Below are 17,491 nucleotides of genomic sequence, written 5' to 3'. Positions count from 1 at the left end.
CCGCCACGGCCGTCAGTGCGTACCGACAGGGCCTGTTGAAGCTAGATCAACTGCTGTGCGCTGTACACAACTTGCGCAGGAGTTGCCGTGCGGGGAGACCGTATGTCGCCGAGTAGGCCGGGAATCGCCCCTGGGTGGCTGTTATTTGACGGCCGAGTGCCAGTTCTGGGACAGCGTCTTTCCGGCGTCGGGGGCGACGAGGCCCGGCGCGTAGAGGCCGGTCAGGTACGTCTGGGTGTTGTTCAGGACGAGGCTGTTCTTCCCGGCGGCGGAGGGCAGCCCCGTCTTGAGGTTGACCGCGCCGTCGATCAGGCCGAGCAGGCCGAGGCCGCAGCCGCTGGCACCGGGGACGGCGAAGGTGTTGTCGTACTGGGTGGCGCCGAGGAGGTTGAGGCGGCTCATGTCGCCCTCCTCGTTCGCGGAGCCGTCGCCGTTGAACCGCTCGAAGCCGAACTCGGGCGCCGTGCGGTTGCGCGGACGCAGCAGGATCGGCTTCTCCTTCGTCCCGATGTAGCAGTTGTTGCCGAGGAACGGGTTCTGCAGGCGGATGCGGACCGGGATGGTCACGATCGGCTGGTCGGTGAGGACGCCGGCGATCTGGTCGAAGTCCGAGGGGGTGCCGACCGACTCCAGGGTCGCGGTGATCTTGTTGAGGCTGCCGTCGGAGAGCTGCTTGCAGATGCTGGTGATGAACGGGATGTCGCTCGGGCACATCAGGCCGAGCAGGCCGCCGGGGACGGTGGCGGAGTCGGCGATGATCGCGCCGGAGGCCGGGGCGACGACCGAGCTGGTGCCGTCGGAGTGCTGGATGGTGCCGATCTGGAGGTCGGTCTTCCCGGTGGTCACGGTGGTGTTGCCCAGCTTGATGGAACCGCTGAGGGAGAAGGAGGCGACGCACTGCGGCGCCTGGTCGAGACCGTCGGTGGCGAGCATCGCCGGCGCGTCCACGGGACAGCGGGTGGACGGCGCCCAGCCGCCGTTCAGCTGGGGGGCGGCCGCGGTCGCCATGCCCGTGGAGGCGAAGGCGCCGAGGGCGGTGAGGGCGGAGACGGTGGCCAGTTTCGTACGGGCGGAGACGAGGGGCACGGTGGAAGCCTTCCTGGGGAAAAGGGGAACTCGACGGGTGGGTCAGCGCTTGGGCCTGGGGACCACGTACGGCTGGAGGTCCGAGGTGCATTCCCGGTCCAGAGGGGAGGAGGCGACGAGGACGTTGCAGGTCTGGCCCTGGATCTGCTTGATGTAGTTCCCGGGGCCGGAGATCGAGGCCGTGAGGAGCCGGTCGAGGTTCTCGCCGTTGACGCCGCAGCCCCTGAAGGCCGGGATGGTCACTTCTCCGGTGAGCGTGCCACCGGAGGTGAGCTGGTATCCGAATGAACCGATGTTGAGGTCCTGCACGACCTTGCCCTCGAGCACCAGGTGGTTCCCGGGGTACTGGGCGGGGTCGGGTTCGGAGGAGGCGAGCGGTGTCACGGTGCGGCAGGAGGGGCCGACGTCCAGCTTGGTGCCGTTGACCTCGACATCGAGGACGCGCAGGACGAGCGGGGCCCGGATGTGGCTCTTCCCGAAGCTGAGGGGGAAACCCATCGCCATGTCCGATGTGATGATGATCCGACCGACCTGCTCCAGGGACATGGTCGCCGTGATCGGCGCGAAGCCGAAGCCGAGGAGGGTGGCCTTGAAGGGCTGGCTCCGTGTGAGTCCGTCGTGGGAGAGGGAAGCGAGCGACTTCTGGTAGAAGCGGCCGCCGCTCTCCGAGAAAGTGACCTCGACGGCGCCCTGCTGGACCAGGACGCAGACCGGCGGAATGAGGGCGGCGCCGTTCAGTTTCCGCGCGTTGGTGTAACCGGCGATGTACGCCGACAGCGAATTGCTGTCCGGCTTCTCGTGCAGGCAGGGTGGCGCCGGCGGCCGGTACTCCGGGGGTACGGGCTTCGGGTCCATGCCCGGTATGTTCGGGTCTATGCCCGTCGGGAGCCCGGCCGTGGGGGTGCCCGGGGCCGCGTCCGCCCCTTCCGGGGTCTCCCGCTCCGCCGGGAGCGACGGCTGCGCCGAGGAGGACGGAAGCGGGGCCGGGGGGGTGGCCGAGGACGGATCGGCCGAAGGCGCCGGAGCCGTGCCCGGCTCCCCGGTGGCGGCGGGGCGGACCGGGACCGTGGCGAGCGCCCGTCGGTCCTTCTCCTCCTGTTCCGGGACGCAGGCGACGGAGAGGGCCCCGGGCGTGGTGGCCGCGCCCTCGGCCGTGCTCAGGGCGAGGTCGATGTCCAGGTTCCCGGCGGTGAGGACCAGGTCGCCGGCGCTGCCCGTCGTCAGGATCGGGACGTCACCGGTCGTGGCGAGCGTGAGGGGTCCTTCGGCGGGAGTGCCGAAGGGCTGTGCCGTACCGCTCCACGTGGCTTCCGCGCGCTGCCCGTCCTGGGCCACGCCGACCGTGAGGCGCGTCTCCGGCCGTACGGTGGCGGCCTTGAGCGCGGTGAGGTCGGCCACCGCCGCCGCGGGGAGTTCCACCGTCGTGGTGACGTCGGTGAACCGGATGTCCTCGCCCGCGACCACCCGGTCGGGGAAGGCCGCGGCGATCCGCACCGTCGCGGGCTGCTGCCCGGAGGGCAGGGTGCAGACGTAGGGCAACGCGGCGTCGACCTTCAGCGTCCCCACGGCGACGGCCGCCGCCGGAAGCAGGGGGGCGAGCGCCACGAACGCGGCGATCGTCGCACCGCGCGCGCGGGAACGGGACGGTCGGGGGGTGGGCCCGGGGCCTCTCATCTGCTGCTCCGCTCGGGTCGTTCGTGTGCCGGCGGGAAACGCCGGCGGAGGGTGCGGTCGGCTCGTGGACGCGGGAGGACGCGTTCCTACGGGTTGGTGCCGACGATCGTCGGGACGGTGGTGGTCCCCGTCTTCCTGATGGAGCGTTCGAACTTCAGGGTCGGCTTGGAGCCGACCGGGACGACGGCACCGCAGTTGACCGCCGAGACGACGGTCAGCTCGCCGGCGACGCTGTTGGCGGCCAGCCCGCCGGTCGCGTTGGTGTAGGTGAGGGACGCCTTGCCCGTGACGCGGAAGGCACAGGCGCCGATGGTCGCCTTGAGGTCGACGTTGCCGAAGTGGCCCTTGGTGACACCGGTGGTGGCGGTGTGGTCCAGGGCGACGATGCTCCAGGGCAGGGTGGGGACGACGGACGCGTTGCCCAGGGGACTGGTGCAGGACGCGCCGAAGACGAGGGCGCTGACGCCGCCGATGACCGCCGGGTTCCCGGTGGCGCTCTCCAGGGTGCCCGAGATGCCCGGTTGACCGCAGACCACGGAGAAGCCGTTGAGGCCGAGGGTGAGGCTCGTGCCGCTCGTCGAGGAGAAGGCGACGGGGGAGGGCGTGACGGTCCAGGTCGTCGAGGGCGCCGCCGAGGCCGGCGGCACCGCGAGGACGAACGCGGACGCGGTCGCCGCGGCAGCGACGGCGAGCTTTCCGGTCGGCTTCTTCACGGTGCTGGTTTCCTCCGGGTCGTGGTCGGATGCCGGAACGGTCGTGCCGTCCGACGCGCTCGGAACGGTCCGCCCGCCTCCTCGCCCGGTCGCCGCGCACCGGCGCGCGGGGGGCGCGGACAGACCCGCGTCCGTCCGGCCGGGATCACCGGCCGGACGGACGCGGGTCGCCCTCTTCCTTACGGGTTGCTGCCGACGATCGTCGGGATGGTGCTGGTGCCGCTCACCTTGGCCAGGTAGTCGCCCTTGAAGGTGGGCTTGGCGCCGACCGGGATGGCGGTGCCGCAGTTGGTCGCCGAGACGACGGTGAGCTCGCCGGCCGTGCTGGCGATGGCCAGCTTGCCCGTCGAGTTGGTGTAGGTGCCGGACGCCTTGCCCGTGACGCGGAAGGTGCAGGCGCCGACGGTCACCTTGGCGTCGACGTTGCCGACGTAGCCCTTGGTGACGCCGGTCGAGGCGGTGTAGTCCTGCGCCACGATGGTCCAGGGGGTGGTCGCGACGGTGGTCACGTTGCCCAGGAGGCTGGTGCAGGGCGCACCGGCGGCGCCGAAGGCGATGGAGTTGATGGTGCCGACGGTCGCCGGGTTGCCCGTGGCGCTCTGCAGCGTGGCCGCGGCGGTGGACTGCGTACACGTCATGGCGAGGCCGTTGACGCTCAGTACGATGTTTCCGCTGTTCACCGCGGAGACGTTGGCCGGCGACGGGGTGACGGTCCAGACGGTCGAGGCGACGGCCGAGGCCGGCGAGACCGCGAGGGCGAACGCGGCCGAGGCTGCTCCGGCGACGACGGCGAGGTTTCTGATCGACTTCATGGCTCTGGGACTCTCCTTGGGGATTGACCGGCAGAGGGTGGCCGCCATGGGGGACGAACGAGCGGCCGGCACCCCGGTGACCCGGGCTGCGAAACCTGACGTTACTTGCGGGAAACTTGGCTGAACAATGCCGCAGTACAAGATTCTTTGAAGAGGCCGTATTGCCTGTCAGGCCGGTGAGCGGTAGCGGGGGGCCTCTTGGTTCCGGCGTGCGCAATGTCGACAATTCTGATCGATCGTCCGAGAGGTGCCGGCGCGGCGGTCGCATACGTGGCCACGCGGCCCGGCGGAGGGATTTTTTGCTCTCCCGGTGACAAGTCGCGCGGTGGAATTGTTTATCCGCTGACAAGTATTCCGATGTCCGGTGCCGTCTTGCGAAAACTCGGAACTTGGTATTGCCCCATGAGGTTACTCGGCCGTAGCGTTCCCCGGGTGGCGCTCAGTCGCAGGTCGGCGCGTTTTCACGGGCCGCTCCTGTGGCGGACGGTGTTCCGCCCGGCCTGGCGGCCAGGTGGGGCCCGGCCGACGGGGCCTTGCAGGACGGTCCTCCCGAGGCGCGGTGCCCGCCCTGTCCCGGCGGAGACAAAAACCGTTCCCGATCTTGTCTCCGCGGTGATAAAAGCGGAAGCGGATCAAGGTTTCTGGTGCCCGCCTATTGTCCAGGTGATCCGCACCGACTTACCGTGCGCCCGCGGCACACGCCCGGCGCGCGCTTGCTGGAGGTGAAATGGGAATCGAAGTTGTCGTTGAGGGTCTGACCATGTCCTTCGGCAAGCAGAACATCTGGCAGGACGTGACACTGACATTGCCGGCCGGAGAGGTGAGCGTGATGCTCGGCCCTTCCGGTACCGGTAAGACGGTCTTCCTCAAGTCGCTCATCGGGCTGTTGAAGCCGCAGCGCGGCCGTGTCCTCATCAACGGGGTCGACATGGTCAGCAGCCCGGAACGCGACATCTACGAGACCCGGAAACTCTTCGGCCTCATGTTCCAGGACGGAGCCCTCTTCGGCTCCATGACCCTGTTCGACAACATCGCCTTCCCGCTGCGCGAGCACACCCGCAAGCGGGAGTCGGAGATCCGGCGCATCGTGATGGAGCGGATCGACCTCGTCGGCCTGCTGGGCGCGGAGGGCAAACTGCCGGGCGAGATCAGCGGCGGCATGCGCAAGCGCGCCGGCCTCGCCCGCGCGCTCGTGCTCGACCCGCAGATCGTGCTGTGCGACGAACCGGACTCCGGTCTCGACCCCGTCCGCACCGCCTACCTCTCCCAGCTCCTGATCGACCTCAACGCCCGGATCGACGCGACGATGCTGATCGTCACCCACAACCTGGACATCGCCGCCACCGTCCCCGACAACATGGGGATGTTCTTCCGGCGCAACCTCGTCACCTTCGGCCCGCGCGAGGTCCTCCTCACCAGCGAGGAACCGGTCGTCACCCAGTTCCTCGCGGGTCGCCGCGAAGGTCCCATCGGCATGTCCGAGGAGAAGGACGCCGCGACCCTGGCCGCCGAGGCGGACGCCTCCGCCGGCCGGGTGACCGAACCCCGCGTCATCGTGCCCCAGCTGGAGCCGTCCCCCGGCCTGCCGCCGCGCGCCGCGGTCGCCCGGCGCCGGGAGCGCGTCCTCGGCATGCTCGACCAGCTGCCGCCCGCCGCCCGCGCCGCCATCCACGAGACGTACACGAAGGACGCCGCGGCGCCCACGCTGTCCATGCCCGCCCCCGGGAGCGGCTCGTGATCGCCGGCGCGCTGCGGCAGACCGGCCGTCTCTTCGCCCTCACCGCCGAGGTGAGCCGGGCCGTCTTCCGGCGGCCCTTCCAGTTCCGGGAGTTCGTCGAGCAGTTCTGGTTCGTCGCGAGCGTCACCATCCTGCCCGCCGCGCTCGTCTCCATCCCGTTCGGCGCCGTGATCGCCCTTCAGGTCGGCTCGCTCACCCAGCAGTTGGGCGCCCAGTCGTTCACCGGCGGCGCCAGCGTCCTGGCCGTCATCCAGCAGGCCAGCCCGCTCATCGTCGCCCTCCTGATCGCCGGCGCCGGCGGCTCCGCCATCTGCGCCGACCTCGGCTCCCGCAAGATCCGGGAGGAGCTCGACGCGATGGAGGTCATGGGCGTCTCGCCCGTGCAGCGCCTGGTCGTCCCCCGCGTCCTCGCCACCATGGCGGTCGCCGTGCTCCTCAACGGCATGGTCTCCGTCGTCGGCACCCTGGGCGGCTACTTCTTCAACATCGTCCTCCAGGACGGCACCCCGGGCGCCTACCTCGCCAGCTTCTCCGCCCTCGCCCAGCTCCCCGACCTCTACATCAGCGAGCTGAAGGCCCTGATCTTCGGGTTCATCGCGGGCATCGTCGCCGCCTACCGGGGGCTCAACCCCCGGGGCGGCCCCAAAGGGGTCGGCGACGCCGTCAACCAGTCCGTCGTCATCACCTTCCTGCTGCTGTTCTTCGTGAACATGGTGCTGACGGGCATCTACCTCCAGATCGTCCCGCCGAAGGGAGGCTGAGACCGATGGCCTCCCCGTTCGTCTGGCTCGACCGGTCCGGTGACCAGCTCCTGTTCTACGTCAGAGCCCTGCTCTGGATACCCCGGACCCTGCGCCGCTACCTCAAAGAGGTCCAGCGCCTGCTCGCCGAGGTCGCCTTCGGCTCCGGCGGCCTCGGCGTCATCGGCGGCACCATCGGCGTCATGATCGCGATGACGCTGGCCACCGGCACCGTCGTCGGCCTCCAGGGCTACGCGGCCCTCGAACAGATCGGCACCGCGGCCTTCACCGGCTTCGTCTCCGCCTACTTCAACACCCGCGAGATCGCCCCGCTCGTCGCCGGACTCGCCCTCTCCGCGACCGTCGGCGCGGGCTTCACCGCCCAGCTCGGCGCCATGCGCATCAACGAGGAAGTGGACGCCCTGGAGGGCATGGGCATCCGCTCCATGCCGTACCTGGTCACCACCCGCATCATCGCGGGCGTCGTCGCCATCATCCCCCTGTACGCGATCGGCCTGCTCTCCTCCTACCTGGCCTCCCGCTACGTCACGGTCCTCTTCAACGGCCAGTCCCAGGGGACCTACGACCACTACTTCAACCTCTTCCTGTCACCGACGGACGTCCTCCTGTCGGTGCTCAAAGTGCTGATCTTCAGCGTGATGGTGATCATCGCCCACTGCTACTACGGCTTCCGCGCCTCCGGCGGCCCCGCCGGCGTCGGCATCGCCGTCGGCCGCTCGGTGCGCAACGCCATCGTGCTGATCAGCGTCACCGACTTCTTCCTGTCGCTGGCCCTCTGGGGCGCGACCACGACCGTGAAGGTGGCGGGGTGAGATGAACGATCCACGAGGAGAGATCCTGCGCCGCCGGTTCGCCGGCGTCGTCTTCCTGCTGGTGCCCGCCCTGCTCGCCTGGCTGGCGGTCGCCGTCTACGACAAGAAGTTCACCGACTCCGACCCGGTCGTCGTCGAGACCGGCAGCGTCGGCAACGAGATGCACCTCGGCGCCGAGGTGAAGCTGCGCGGCGTCGTCGTCGGCGAGGTCCGCGCCATCGACGCCACCGGCGGCGGAGGCGCCCGGCTCACCCTCGCCATGCGGCCCGGCACCCTGGACCACGTCCCCTCCGACGTGCGCGCCCAGATGCTGCCGACGACGCTGTTCGGCGAACGGTTCGTCGCCCTCGTACCGCCCGGCGGCTCCTCGGCGCGTCCCCTGCGCCCCGGCTCCGTCATCCCGGAGGACCGCTCCAGCAACGCCGTCGAACTCCAGCAGGTCCTCGACAACGTCCTGCCCATGCTCACCGCCGTCCAGCCGCAGAAACTGTCGGCGACCCTGTCCGCCGTCTCCAGGGCCCTGGAGGGACGCGGCGACAAGCTCGGCGAAACCCTCGTCCAACTCGACGCCCACCTGCGCGAGTTCAACCCCCAGCTGCCCGCCCTCACCCGTGATCTGAAAGAACTCGTGAAGGTCAGCCACCTCTACGCGGACGCCGCCCCGGACATCGTCACCGCGCTCACCGACTTCACCACCACCAGCGGCACCCTCGCCGAGAAGGAGACCGCCTTGGCCGGCACCCTCGGCGCCACCACGCGGACGGCCGAGGACCTGACGACCTTCCTGCGGCAGAACAAGGACAACATCATCCGGCTCAGCGCCACCAGCAGGCCCACCCTGGAACGGATCGCGGAGTACTCCCCGTCCTTCCCCTGCACCCTGCGCACCCTCGCCCAGTTCGTGCCCGCCATGGACAAGGCGCTCGGCAAGGGCACCAACCAGCCCGGCATCCACGTGGACGTCACCACCGTGCCCTCGCGCGGCGCCTACGTCCCCGGCCGCGACGCCCCCTCCTACGGCTCCGGCGGCGGTCCGCGCTGCTACCCCGTGCCCTACCTCGGCGTCCCGGCCGCGCCCGCCGCGCGGGCGTCCTCCGCGACCGCGCAGGACCTCGGCCCCGCCAACTCCCCGCAGGAGAACGACCTCGTCAACGAACTCCTCGCCCCCGCGGCGAAGAAGAGCCCCGGCGACCTGCCGGACTGGAGCAGCCTGCTGGCCGGTCCCGCGTTCCGCGGCGCGGAGGTGACCCTCCGATGACGACGCCACCCGCCCACACCCGCCGCCGGGGCCTGACCGGGACCATCCTGAAGTCCCTCGTCTTCGTCCTCGTCACGGCCCTCGCCACCACCGTGCTCGGCTTCAGCATCGCCAACACCGGCGTCGGCTCCGACACCCGCTCGTACCGGGCCCTCTTCACCGACGTCACCGGACTCGCCGAGGGCGACTCCGTGCGCATCGCCGGGGTGAAGGTGGGCGAGGTGACCGACGTGCGCGTCGTCCAGCGGCGCACCGCCCAGGTCACCTTCACGGTCAGCGAGGATCGCACCCTGCCCCGGTCGGCCACCGCCGCCGTGAAGTACCTCAACATGGTCGGACAGCGGTACGTCTCCCTCGACCGGGGCAGCGGGGACCTGGAGGGCACCCTCCGGGCCGGGGACACCATCCCGCTGGAGCGCACCACGCCCGCGCTCGACCTGACGCTGCTGTTCAACGGGTTCAAGCCGCTGTTCGAGGGCCTTTCGCCCAACGACGTCAACGACCTCGCCGGATCGCTCGTCCAGGTCCTCCAGGGCGAGAGCGGAACCGTCGACAGCCTGCTGCGCCACATCGGCTCCCTCACCCGGACCGTCGCCGCCAAGGACAAGGTCATCGGTGAGGTCGTCACCCACCTCAACACCGTCCTGGGCACCCTCAACGACCGCGAGGCCGGCTTCAACGACCTCGTCGTCACCCTCCAGAAGCTCGTCACCGGCTTCAACGCCGACCGCAAGCCCCTCGGCGAGGCGGTCAAGGCCATCGGCGACCTCAGCACCACGACCGCCGGGCTCTTCCAGGAGAGCCGCGCCCCCCTCAAGAAGGACATCGCCGAGCTGGGCCGGCTCTCCGGAACCCTCGGCGACCACGCTCCCCGCCTCGAACAGTTCCTCGCCAACACCCCCGCGAAGATGACGGCGCTGGCCCGGCTGACCTCGTACGGATCGTGGTTCAACCTCTACCTCTGCGAGGCGCGCGTGAGCGGCGTGGGAACCTCCGACGGCTCCAAGCCGCCGACCGGCATCGCCGTGACCGAAGCGAGGTGCCGCGGATGAGCCCCCGCCCCCTGCTCAAGCCCGTCAAGGAACGCAGCCCCGTCGGCGTCGCCCTCGTCGGCCTGGTCCTCCTCGCCCTGCTGGGAGCCCTGGCGTACAACGTGGAACGGCTTCCCCTGGTGGGCGGCGGCACCTCCTACAGCGCCGACTTCACCGAGGCCGCCGGACTCGACTCCGGCGACGAGGTGCGCATCGCCGGCGTCAAGGTCGGCAAGGTCACCGGGGTCGCCCTCGACGGCCCCAAGGTCAAGGTCACGTTCGAGGTCGGCGACGCCTGGGTCGGCGACCGGTCGACCGCCGCCATCGCCATCAAGACCCTGCTGGGCGAGAAGTACCTGGCGCTCGACCCGCTGGGTGCCGCCCCGCAGGACCCCGGCACCCGCATCCCGCAGACCCGCACCACCTCTCCGTACGACGTCACCCAGGCGTTCCAGGACCTCAGCGGAACCGTCGACGCCATCGACACCAAGAAGCTGGCGAAGAGCTTCGAGACCATCTCCGACACGTTCAAGAACTCGCCGCCGCACGTGCGCAGCGCCGCCGACGGCCTGTCCGAACTGTCGAGGACCGTCTCCAAGCGCGACGCCGAACTCGCCAGGCTCCTGGAGAACAGCAAGAAGTTCACCAAGACCCTGGAGAACAAGAAGTCCAGCTTCGAGACGCTCATCGAGGACGGCGGTTCCCTGCTCGGAGAGCTCCAGAAGCGCCGCGACGCCATCCGCGCCCTGCTCAGGGGCAGCAGGGAACTCGGCACCGAACTCAGCGGTCTCGTCAGCGACAACGACCGGCAGCTCGGACCCACCCTCAAGGCCCTCAGCCGCGTCACCGGCGTCCTGGAGAAGAACAGCGGCCAGCTCGACAAGACGCTCGCGCTCGTCGGCCCGTACTACCGGCTCGTCGGCAACACCCTCGGCAGCGGCCGCTGGTTCGACAGCTACCTGTGCGGCGTGGTGCCGCGCGCCTACCTGCCCGAGACCTCGCAGCCCAAGACCGGGTGCCTGCCGCCGAAACAGACGGCGACGGCCAAGGGGAGCGGTGAATGATGACCAGACCCAGAGCGCCCCTCGCGGCCGGACTCGCCCTCGTGGTGCTCGCCGCCGGCGGAGTCGCCGTCGCGCAGCACGTCCTCGACCCCGCCGGGACCCGCGTCACCGCCTGGTTCGACCGGGCGGTCGGCATCTACGCCGGATCCGACCTGCGCGTCCTCGGCGTGCGGGTCGGCGAGGTGGAGTCCGTGGAGCCGGAGGGCACCCGGGTGCGCGTCGAACTCCGCCTCGACGAGGGCGTACGCGTCCCCGCCGACGCGCGGGCCCTCGTCGTCGCCCCGAGCATCGTCGCCGACCGCTACGTACAGCTCACCCCCGCCTACAGCTCCGGCCCCGCCCTCACCGACGGAGCCGAACTGCCCGCCGACCGCAACCGCGTCCCCGTCGAGATCGACCAGCTCTACGCCTCGATCACCGAACTGGGCGACGCGCTCGGCCCGAACGGCGCCAACTCCGAGGGGGCCCTGTCCGAGCTGCTGAACACCGGCGCGAAGAACCTCAAGGGCAACGGCGCGGCCATCGGCACCTCCATCGAACAGTTCGGCAAGGCCGCCAAGACCCTCGACGGCAGCAGCGACGACCTGTTCACCACCCTCGGCCAGCTCCAGACCTTCACCACCATGCTCAAGAAGAAGGACGGCGACGTCCGCACCGCGCAGGAGCGCCTGGACGAGGTCGTCGGCTACTTCGCCGAGAACAAGAACGACCTCGCCGGCGCCCTCAGGGAACTCGGCAAGGCCCTCGCCCAGGTCAAGACGTTCATCAAGGACAACCGCGGCGAGCTGAAGAAGAACGTCGACCGGCTCGTGCCCCTCACCCAGACCCTCGTCGACCAGCGCGCCTCCCTCGCCGAGGCGCTCGACACCGCCCCGCTCGCCGCCGGGAACGTCGTCAACGCGTACAACCCGAAGACCCGCACCCTCGACGGTCGCGCCAACCTCAACGAGATCAGCATGGGCGGGCCGCTGCTCCCGCTGCCCGTGACCGGCGCCTCCTCGGCGAGCACCGGAGAGGAGAAGCGATGAAGCGCGGCACCCTCCCCTCCCGGAAGGCGGCCGGAGCCGGAGCCGTCGGCGTGATCGCGGTCGGCCTGGGCCTGGCCGTCGTCCTCGGCGGGGTCCCCGCCGTCCCGGTCCGGTTCGACGGCATCCAGGACCTGCCGCTGCCCGGCGGCGCCGACCTCGGCTCCCACCCGTACACGGTCACCGCCGAACTCGACGACGTCCTGAGCCTCGTGCCGCAGTCCGCGGTCAAGGTCAACGACGTCGCCGTCGGCCGGGTCACCGCCATCGAGCTGGTGCCCGGCACCTGGACCGCCCGCGTCACCCTCAGGATCAACGGTGACGTCGAGCTGCCCGCCGACGCCGGCGCCCGCCTCGAACAGTCCAGCCTCCTGGGCGAGAAGTACATCCAGCTCGTCGCCCCGCAGGGGAACGGCAAGGGCCGGGGAGGCGTCCAGCAGGCCGCCGCCCGCACGGACGGCGGCGGACGGCTCACCGACGGCAGCGTCATCCCGCTGGCGCGCACCAGCCGCAACACGGAGGTCGAGGAGGTCTTCGGCGCCCTGTCCCTGCTGCTCAACGGCGGCGGGGTCAACCAGCTCAAGACCATCACCAAGGAGCTGAACACGGCACTCGGCGGACGCGAGCCCGAAGTCCGCTCGATGCTGAGGCGGGTGGACACGCTGGTGACGAACCTGGACGCCCACCGCGGCGACATCACCCGCGCCCTCGACGGGGTCAACCGGCTCTCCGCCACCCTGGCCGGCCGCAAGGACGACGTCGGCACGGTCCTCACCGGCCTCTCGCCCGGCCTGAAGACGCTGGAGAACCAGCGGGGCTCCCTGCTGACCATGCTGCGCGCCCTGGACACGCTGTCCGGCGTCGCCGTCACCACCGTCGACGCGAGCAAGAAGGACATGGTCGCCGACCTCAAGGCCCTCGCGCCGACCCTGACGGCCCTCGCGGACGCCGGTGCCGACCTGCCCGAATCGCTCCAGGTGATGCTGACGTACCCCTTCACCGACGAGGTGATGCGGGGCATCAAGGGCGACTACCTCAACGCCTATCTGCACCTCGCCTCCGCCTCCGGCACGAAGGTGATCCCGCCGCTGGTCCCCAGGGACGAGACCCCGACCATCCCGCCCCAGCCCCCGACCCCGGGCGCGCCCGGCCTCCGGAAGCAGGGGGGGAACGGCCCCACCGCCCCGGGCACGGGAACGGCCCTGCCGCTGCCGGTCACCACACCGACGAACGGAGGCGGGAACCGGTGATCACCCGTACCGTACTGCTGAAGAACCTCGCGTTCCTGGTCATCGCCGTCCTCGTGCTCGGCTTCCTGGGCATCCGCTACGCGGACCTCGGCCGCTACGCGGGCGTCACCGACCACTACGTCGTCAAGGTCCACCTCGCCCGCACCGGAGGACTGTTCACCCACTCCGACGTCACCTACCGGGGCGTCTCCGTGGGGCGCGTCGGCAACATCGACCTCACCGCCGACGGGGTCGTGGCCGAGCTGCGCATCAAGAAGTCCGCCCCCCGTATACCCGCCGACGCGCGGGCCGTGGTCGCCGGGCTCTCCGCCGTCGGCGAGCAGTACATCGACCTGCGCCCCGAGAGCGACGGCGGTCCCTTCCTCGCCGACGGCGCCCGCATCGAACAGACCGACACGCAGGTGCCCGCACCGGTCACCGACGTGCTCGCCAGCATGAACGACCTCACCAACTCCGTACCGCTGGAGTCCCTGCGCACGGTCGTCGACGAGTTCGGCAAGACGTTCGAGGGGCACGGGGACGACCTCCAGGTCCTCCTCGACAACGGCAGCAGGTTCGTCCAGGCCGCCGACCGGGCGCTGCCGTCCACCACCCGGCTCATCCAGGACGGCGAGGTCGTCCTGCGCACCCAGGCCGACGAGAGCCGCGCCATCCGCGGCTTCGCCACCGGCGCGCGCGACCTCGCCGCCACCCTCAAGGGCTCCGACGCCGACCTGCGCCGCCTCCTGACCGTCACGCCCGACGCGGCGGGCCAGGTCAGCGGGCTCCTGCGCGACCTCGACCCGAGCCTCGGCGTCGTCCTCGCCAACCTCCTGACCACCTCGGAGGTCGCCGTCACCCGGCAGCGCGGCATCGAGGAACTGCTCGTGAAGCTCCCGGCGGCCGTCTCGGCCGGAGCCACCGCCGTCGACGGAGGAAAGGTCAACTTCGGGATGGCCGTCACCTTCTTCAAGCCGCTGCCCTGCACCAGCGGGTACGGCGGCACGCGCTACCGCAACGGGCTCGACCTGGGGACGGCGCCCGCCCTCAACACCGGCGCCTCCTGCACGGCCCCCGCCTCCTCCGGGGTCAACGTGCGCGGCTCGGCCCACGCTCCGAAGGGCGGGGGCGTGCCCGTCCCGGCCCGGGCCGGCTCCCTGCCCTCGGGCAGCGCGGGGGGCCCGGCCGGCACGGCGGACGAGCGGCAGTCGCTGCCCGGCGCGCTCGCCCTGCCCGGCCAGAACGCCGGAGCGACCGACATGGCCGGACTGCTCGGCCTCGGCACCGGGAGCACGCGGTGAAGCGGGCGAGGGCGCTCGGCGCCGGAGTCCTCGTCGTCGCCCTGGGGTTCTGCGGGACCGGCGCGTGGACCTACGCGCAGGCCCGCGCCGACGACGGCCTCGCCTTCGGCCGGGAGCGGGACACCGCGCTCGCCGAGGGCCGGGACCGGGTCACCGTACTGAACACGCTCGACGCCTCGACCCGCGAGCACGCCGAAGCGGGCGTCCGGGCCTGGCGCGACGCGTCCACCGGGCCGCTCCACACCGAACTGGGGCGCACCCAGCCCGCGGTGGGAGCCTCGGCGCGCGCCACGGTCACCGAAGCGGCCCTGACCGCCCTGGACGCGAGGGCCGGCACGGCGAAGCTCGTCGCGACCGTCCGCGTCGACGTCACCCCCCGGGGAGGCGGCGCCCCGACCACCGACCGCAAGCGTCTGGAGGCCGTCCTGACGCGCACCGGCGAGGACACCTGGAAGGTCGCCGCGCTGAGCGCGGTGCCCGTCGCCGGAGCCGAGGGGAGCGAGGACGAGTGACACGACTGCTGCGCGGGGCGGCCCGGGGAACCGGAACCGAGGAGAAGGCGGAGAAGGCGGAGAAGGCGGAGTCGGCGGAGACGGTGCGTCGGACGGAGCCGGTCCCGGACACGGCCGGGGCGGCGCCCGGGGCCGAAGCCGTCACCGACCCGGACGAGCGGCCCGGGGACCGGACGGAGAAGGCCGAGAAGGCCGAGAAGGCGCCGGAGACGAAGAAGGCGCTGGAGACGAAGAAGCCCGAGAAGCCCGAGAAGCCCGAGAAGGCGGAGGAGGCGGAGGAGGCGGAGGAGGAGCCGCCGGGGGACGGGGGCGGACGCCGCTCCACCTCCCCGTGGCGGAGGATCGCCCTGCCCGCGGCCGTCGTCGCCCTGCTCCTCGGCGGAAGCGCGTTCTTCTACGGCGCCCACCAGCTCCGCTCCACCCCGTCCGCGCGCAACCACGCGCTCACCGACGTCGCCGCCACCACCCGCGTCGGCGGCGACGTCGGCGAGGGCCTCGCCCGGGTCTTCTCCTACGCCCCCTCCAGCGCCGACGCGGCCGAGCGCTCCGCCCGGACCGTGCTGACCGGACGCGCCGCCCGCCAGTACGCCGACCTGTTCGCCCAGGTCCGCGCGAACCTGGTCAAGCAGCGCGTCACCCTGACCACCCAGGCCGTCCGCGTCGGAGTGATCGAGCTCGACGGGGACGACGCGCGCCTCCTCGTCTTCCTCGACCAGACCTCACGGCGGGACAAGGCCCCCGCCACGACCGCCGCGGCCCAGCTCACCGTCACCGCGAAGTTCCAGGGAGACCGGTGGCTGATCGCCGACATCAAGGCCCGCTGACGATGAGCGGGAGACGGGAGCACCCCATGAAACGCCCGGTCCGCACTCCGGCGGGCATCCGGCCGGTCCTGGCCGCGGCCCTCGGGCTCACCCTCGTCGCGGGCGGCTTCGCGGCCTGGACCGGCCACGACTGGTACGCCGCGGCCCACGACGACTCCGCCGCGTACGCCGTGCAGCGCGACCGGGCGCTCGCGGCGGGGGAGCAGGCCGTGCAGAACCTCAACACGCTCGACCACCGGCGCGTGGAGCAGGGGCTCGACCTCTGGGAATCCTCCACGACCGGGGAGCTGCACAAGCAGCTCGTGGGCGGACGCCAGGAGTTCACCAGCCAGGTGAAGAGCGCGAAGACGGTGACCACGGCCCGGGTGCTGTCCGGCGCCGTCACGGAACTCGACGACCGGGCGGGCCGCGCCCGGCTGCTCGTCGCCCTGCGCGTCACGGTCACGACGCCCGACAACAAGAGCACGGACAAGGACAGCCGCATGCTGGGCGAACTCACCCGCGCCGACGGGCAGTGGAAGCTCAGCGGCCTGGGGCAGGCCCCCGTGGGCGGCACGGCGTCCGGTTGACCGGGCCGTACCACGTGAACCGCCCGCACCCGAAAGGACACGCACGATGCCGACGCCCCGTCACCACCTCAACCGCCAGCGCCGCCGCCAGGCCCTAGCCGCCCCGTCGGCGCCCGCTCCCGCCCCCGGGGAGACCGCCTCCCGGCCGTCCGGTGACGACCGGTCCCGTACGCCGGTGGGCCTCCTGACCGAGACCGCCCCGCGGAACCGGCGGGGAACGGCGGCGAAGCCCGCGCGGGGGACGGCGGCGGACGGGACGCCGGAACGGGACGCCGGCGGGAGCACCGCCGACGGGGACACCGCCCGTCCCGGACGCGGCGGGCCCCGGGACCGGGCGGCGTCCGCCGGGGAGGCCGGGGGCGGGGCACGGCCGCGCCCCCTCGTCCCCCTTGTCCCCCTTGTGGTTCTGTGCGTCCTGACGCTCCTCCTCGGCGGCTTCTCCGGCTGGGCTCACCACAGGGCGTCGGAGCTCCGCGACGACCCGGCGCGCTCCAACACGGCCCTCACCGACCTCGCCCGCACCAGCGAGATCAAGGGCCAGACCTCCGCGGCCGTCGCCGCCCTCTTCTCCTACGACCACGCCGACACGACCCCCTTCGAGCAGGCCGGGAAGACGCTCCTCACGGGCAAGGCCGTCGCCCAGCACCGGACGCTGCTCGGCGGGGTCCTCGCCCAGGCCGCCCAGCAGAAGACGGTGATCACCACGACGGTCACCGACAGCGCGGTCGAGCGGATCGACGGCGACCGGGCCCGGGTCCTGGTCTACGCCGACCAGAGCAGCGTGAGCACGGCCGGGACCGGCGGGGCCGGCAAGCGGCAGCCGAAGGCCCAGGACCAGGGCGTCTACGCGGGTGCCATGTTCGCCGTGGACGTCGTGCGGCGGGACGGACGCTGGCTCGTGGAGAACATCGACACCTTCGGCCGCTGAGCCGCCCGACCGCCGCGGCGCCCGCGGCCCCGTACGGGACGGCCGTACGGGGCGCGGGAAAGCGCCCCGCACGACCGGCCGCCGCGACCGCCCCGCCCCGCGCACGGCGGCCGCGACCGCCCCGTACACGTCACGCGGCGGCCGCGGCCGTCCC

General features: G+C 71.7%; 17 protein-coding genes. 13 read left to right on the top strand and 4 right to left on the bottom strand.

Annotated features, from left to right (window positions below; genetic code table 11):
- Positions 1-141 precede the first annotated feature (141 nt).
- From ACZ6AQ_RS24970 to ACZ6AQ_RS24955, 4 genes are all read right to left on the bottom strand, one after another.
- On the bottom strand, positions 142-1,086 hold the full coding sequence (locus ACZ6AQ_RS24970; RefSeq protein ID WP_468762460.1) for a hypothetical protein: 945 nt from the start codon (positions 1,084-1,086) through the stop codon (positions 142-144).
- Positions 1,087-1,128: 42 nt separating this feature from the next.
- The gene (locus ACZ6AQ_RS24965) at positions 1,129-2,691 is read right to left on the bottom strand and encodes a DUF6801 domain-containing protein (RefSeq protein WP_468762458.1); all 1,563 of its coding nucleotides are present in this window, start codon (positions 2,689-2,691) and stop codon (positions 1,129-1,131) included.
- A gap of 155 nt (positions 2,692-2,846) precedes the next feature.
- A complete protein-coding gene (locus tag ACZ6AQ_RS24960; protein ID WP_468762456.1) occupies positions 2,847-3,473 on the bottom strand; it encodes a hypothetical protein in 627 nt (208 codons plus the stop codon).
- A 179-nt stretch (positions 3,474-3,652) separates the two neighbouring features.
- Positions 3,653-4,285, bottom strand: a complete 633-nt coding sequence (locus ACZ6AQ_RS24955; RefSeq protein ID WP_468762455.1) for a hypothetical protein — start codon at positions 4,283-4,285, stop codon at positions 3,653-3,655.
- Between the two features lie 727 nt (positions 4,286-5,012).
- Here ACZ6AQ_RS24955 and ACZ6AQ_RS24950 point away from each other — a divergent pair.
- Genes ACZ6AQ_RS24950 through ACZ6AQ_RS24890 form a run of 13 tightly spaced genes read left to right on the top strand, consistent with a single transcriptional unit; the run spans position 5,013 to position 17,337 of the window.
- Positions 5,013-6,023 carry an ABC transporter ATP-binding protein gene (locus ACZ6AQ_RS24950; protein WP_468762453.1) on the top strand — a complete coding sequence of 337 codons (1,011 nt, stop codon included), beginning with the start codon at positions 5,013-5,015 and terminating at the stop codon, positions 6,021-6,023.
- Complete coding sequence (locus ACZ6AQ_RS24945; RefSeq protein ID WP_388692140.1) at positions 6,020-6,784, top strand: MlaE family ABC transporter permease; 765 nt, start codon at positions 6,020-6,022, stop codon at positions 6,782-6,784. The genes ACZ6AQ_RS24950 and ACZ6AQ_RS24945 overlap by 4 nt, the downstream gene beginning before the upstream one ends.
- Positions 6,785-6,789: 5 nt before the next feature.
- Entirely contained in the window at positions 6,790-7,596 is an 807-nt protein-coding gene (locus ACZ6AQ_RS24940; protein WP_388692137.1) for an MlaE family ABC transporter permease, read from the top strand.
- Position 7,597: 1 nt separating this feature from the next.
- Positions 7,598-8,854: an MCE family protein gene (locus ACZ6AQ_RS24935; protein WP_468762451.1), complete on the top strand. Its 1,257-nt coding sequence runs from the start codon at positions 7,598-7,600 to the stop codon at positions 8,852-8,854.
- Positions 8,851-9,906 carry an MCE family protein gene (locus ACZ6AQ_RS24930; RefSeq protein ID WP_468762449.1) on the top strand — a complete coding sequence of 352 codons (1,056 nt, stop codon included), beginning with the start codon at positions 8,851-8,853 and terminating at the stop codon, positions 9,904-9,906. Before ACZ6AQ_RS24935 ends, ACZ6AQ_RS24930 begins: the two co-directional genes overlap by 4 nt.
- Positions 9,903-10,949 (top strand): MCE family protein, encoded by a 1,047-nt coding sequence (locus ACZ6AQ_RS24925; RefSeq protein WP_468762447.1) that lies wholly within the window; start codon positions 9,903-9,905, stop codon positions 10,947-10,949. Before ACZ6AQ_RS24930 ends, ACZ6AQ_RS24925 begins: the two co-directional genes overlap by 4 nt.
- Positions 10,949-11,977 carry an MCE family protein gene (locus ACZ6AQ_RS24920; protein WP_468762445.1) on the top strand — a complete coding sequence of 343 codons (1,029 nt, stop codon included), beginning with the start codon at positions 10,949-10,951 and terminating at the stop codon, positions 11,975-11,977. The genes ACZ6AQ_RS24925 and ACZ6AQ_RS24920 overlap by 1 nt, the downstream gene beginning before the upstream one ends.
- The gene (locus ACZ6AQ_RS24915; RefSeq protein WP_468762443.1) at positions 11,974-13,224 is read left to right on the top strand and encodes an MCE family protein; all 1,251 of its coding nucleotides are present in this window, start codon (positions 11,974-11,976) and stop codon (positions 13,222-13,224) included. Before ACZ6AQ_RS24920 ends, ACZ6AQ_RS24915 begins: the two co-directional genes overlap by 4 nt.
- A complete protein-coding gene (locus tag ACZ6AQ_RS24910) occupies positions 13,221-14,504 on the top strand; it encodes an MCE family protein (RefSeq protein WP_388692119.1) in 1,284 nt (427 codons plus the stop codon). Before ACZ6AQ_RS24915 ends, ACZ6AQ_RS24910 begins: the two co-directional genes overlap by 4 nt.
- Complete coding sequence (locus ACZ6AQ_RS24905; protein WP_468762442.1) at positions 14,501-15,016, top strand: hypothetical protein; 516 nt, start codon at positions 14,501-14,503, stop codon at positions 15,014-15,016. The genes ACZ6AQ_RS24910 and ACZ6AQ_RS24905 overlap by 4 nt, the downstream gene beginning before the upstream one ends.
- Entirely contained in the window at positions 15,013-15,840 is an 828-nt protein-coding gene (locus tag ACZ6AQ_RS24900) for a hypothetical protein (RefSeq protein WP_468762440.1), read from the top strand. Before ACZ6AQ_RS24905 ends, ACZ6AQ_RS24900 begins: the two co-directional genes overlap by 4 nt.
- Before the next feature lie 26 nt (positions 15,841-15,866).
- Complete coding sequence (locus tag ACZ6AQ_RS24895) at positions 15,867-16,409, top strand: hypothetical protein (protein ID WP_388692113.1); 543 nt, start codon at positions 15,867-15,869, stop codon at positions 16,407-16,409.
- Positions 16,410-16,455: 46 nt separating this feature from the next.
- On the top strand, positions 16,456-17,337 hold the full coding sequence (locus ACZ6AQ_RS24890) for a hypothetical protein (RefSeq protein ID WP_468762438.1): 882 nt from the start codon (positions 16,456-16,458) through the stop codon (positions 17,335-17,337).
- Positions 17,338-17,491: the final 154 nt, after the last annotated feature.

It is taken from the genome of Streptomyces sp. NPDC041191, from assembly GCF_055591945.1.
Note: the sequence above shows the minus strand (reverse complement) of the source record. Positions and strands in the feature narration are given on the sequence as shown.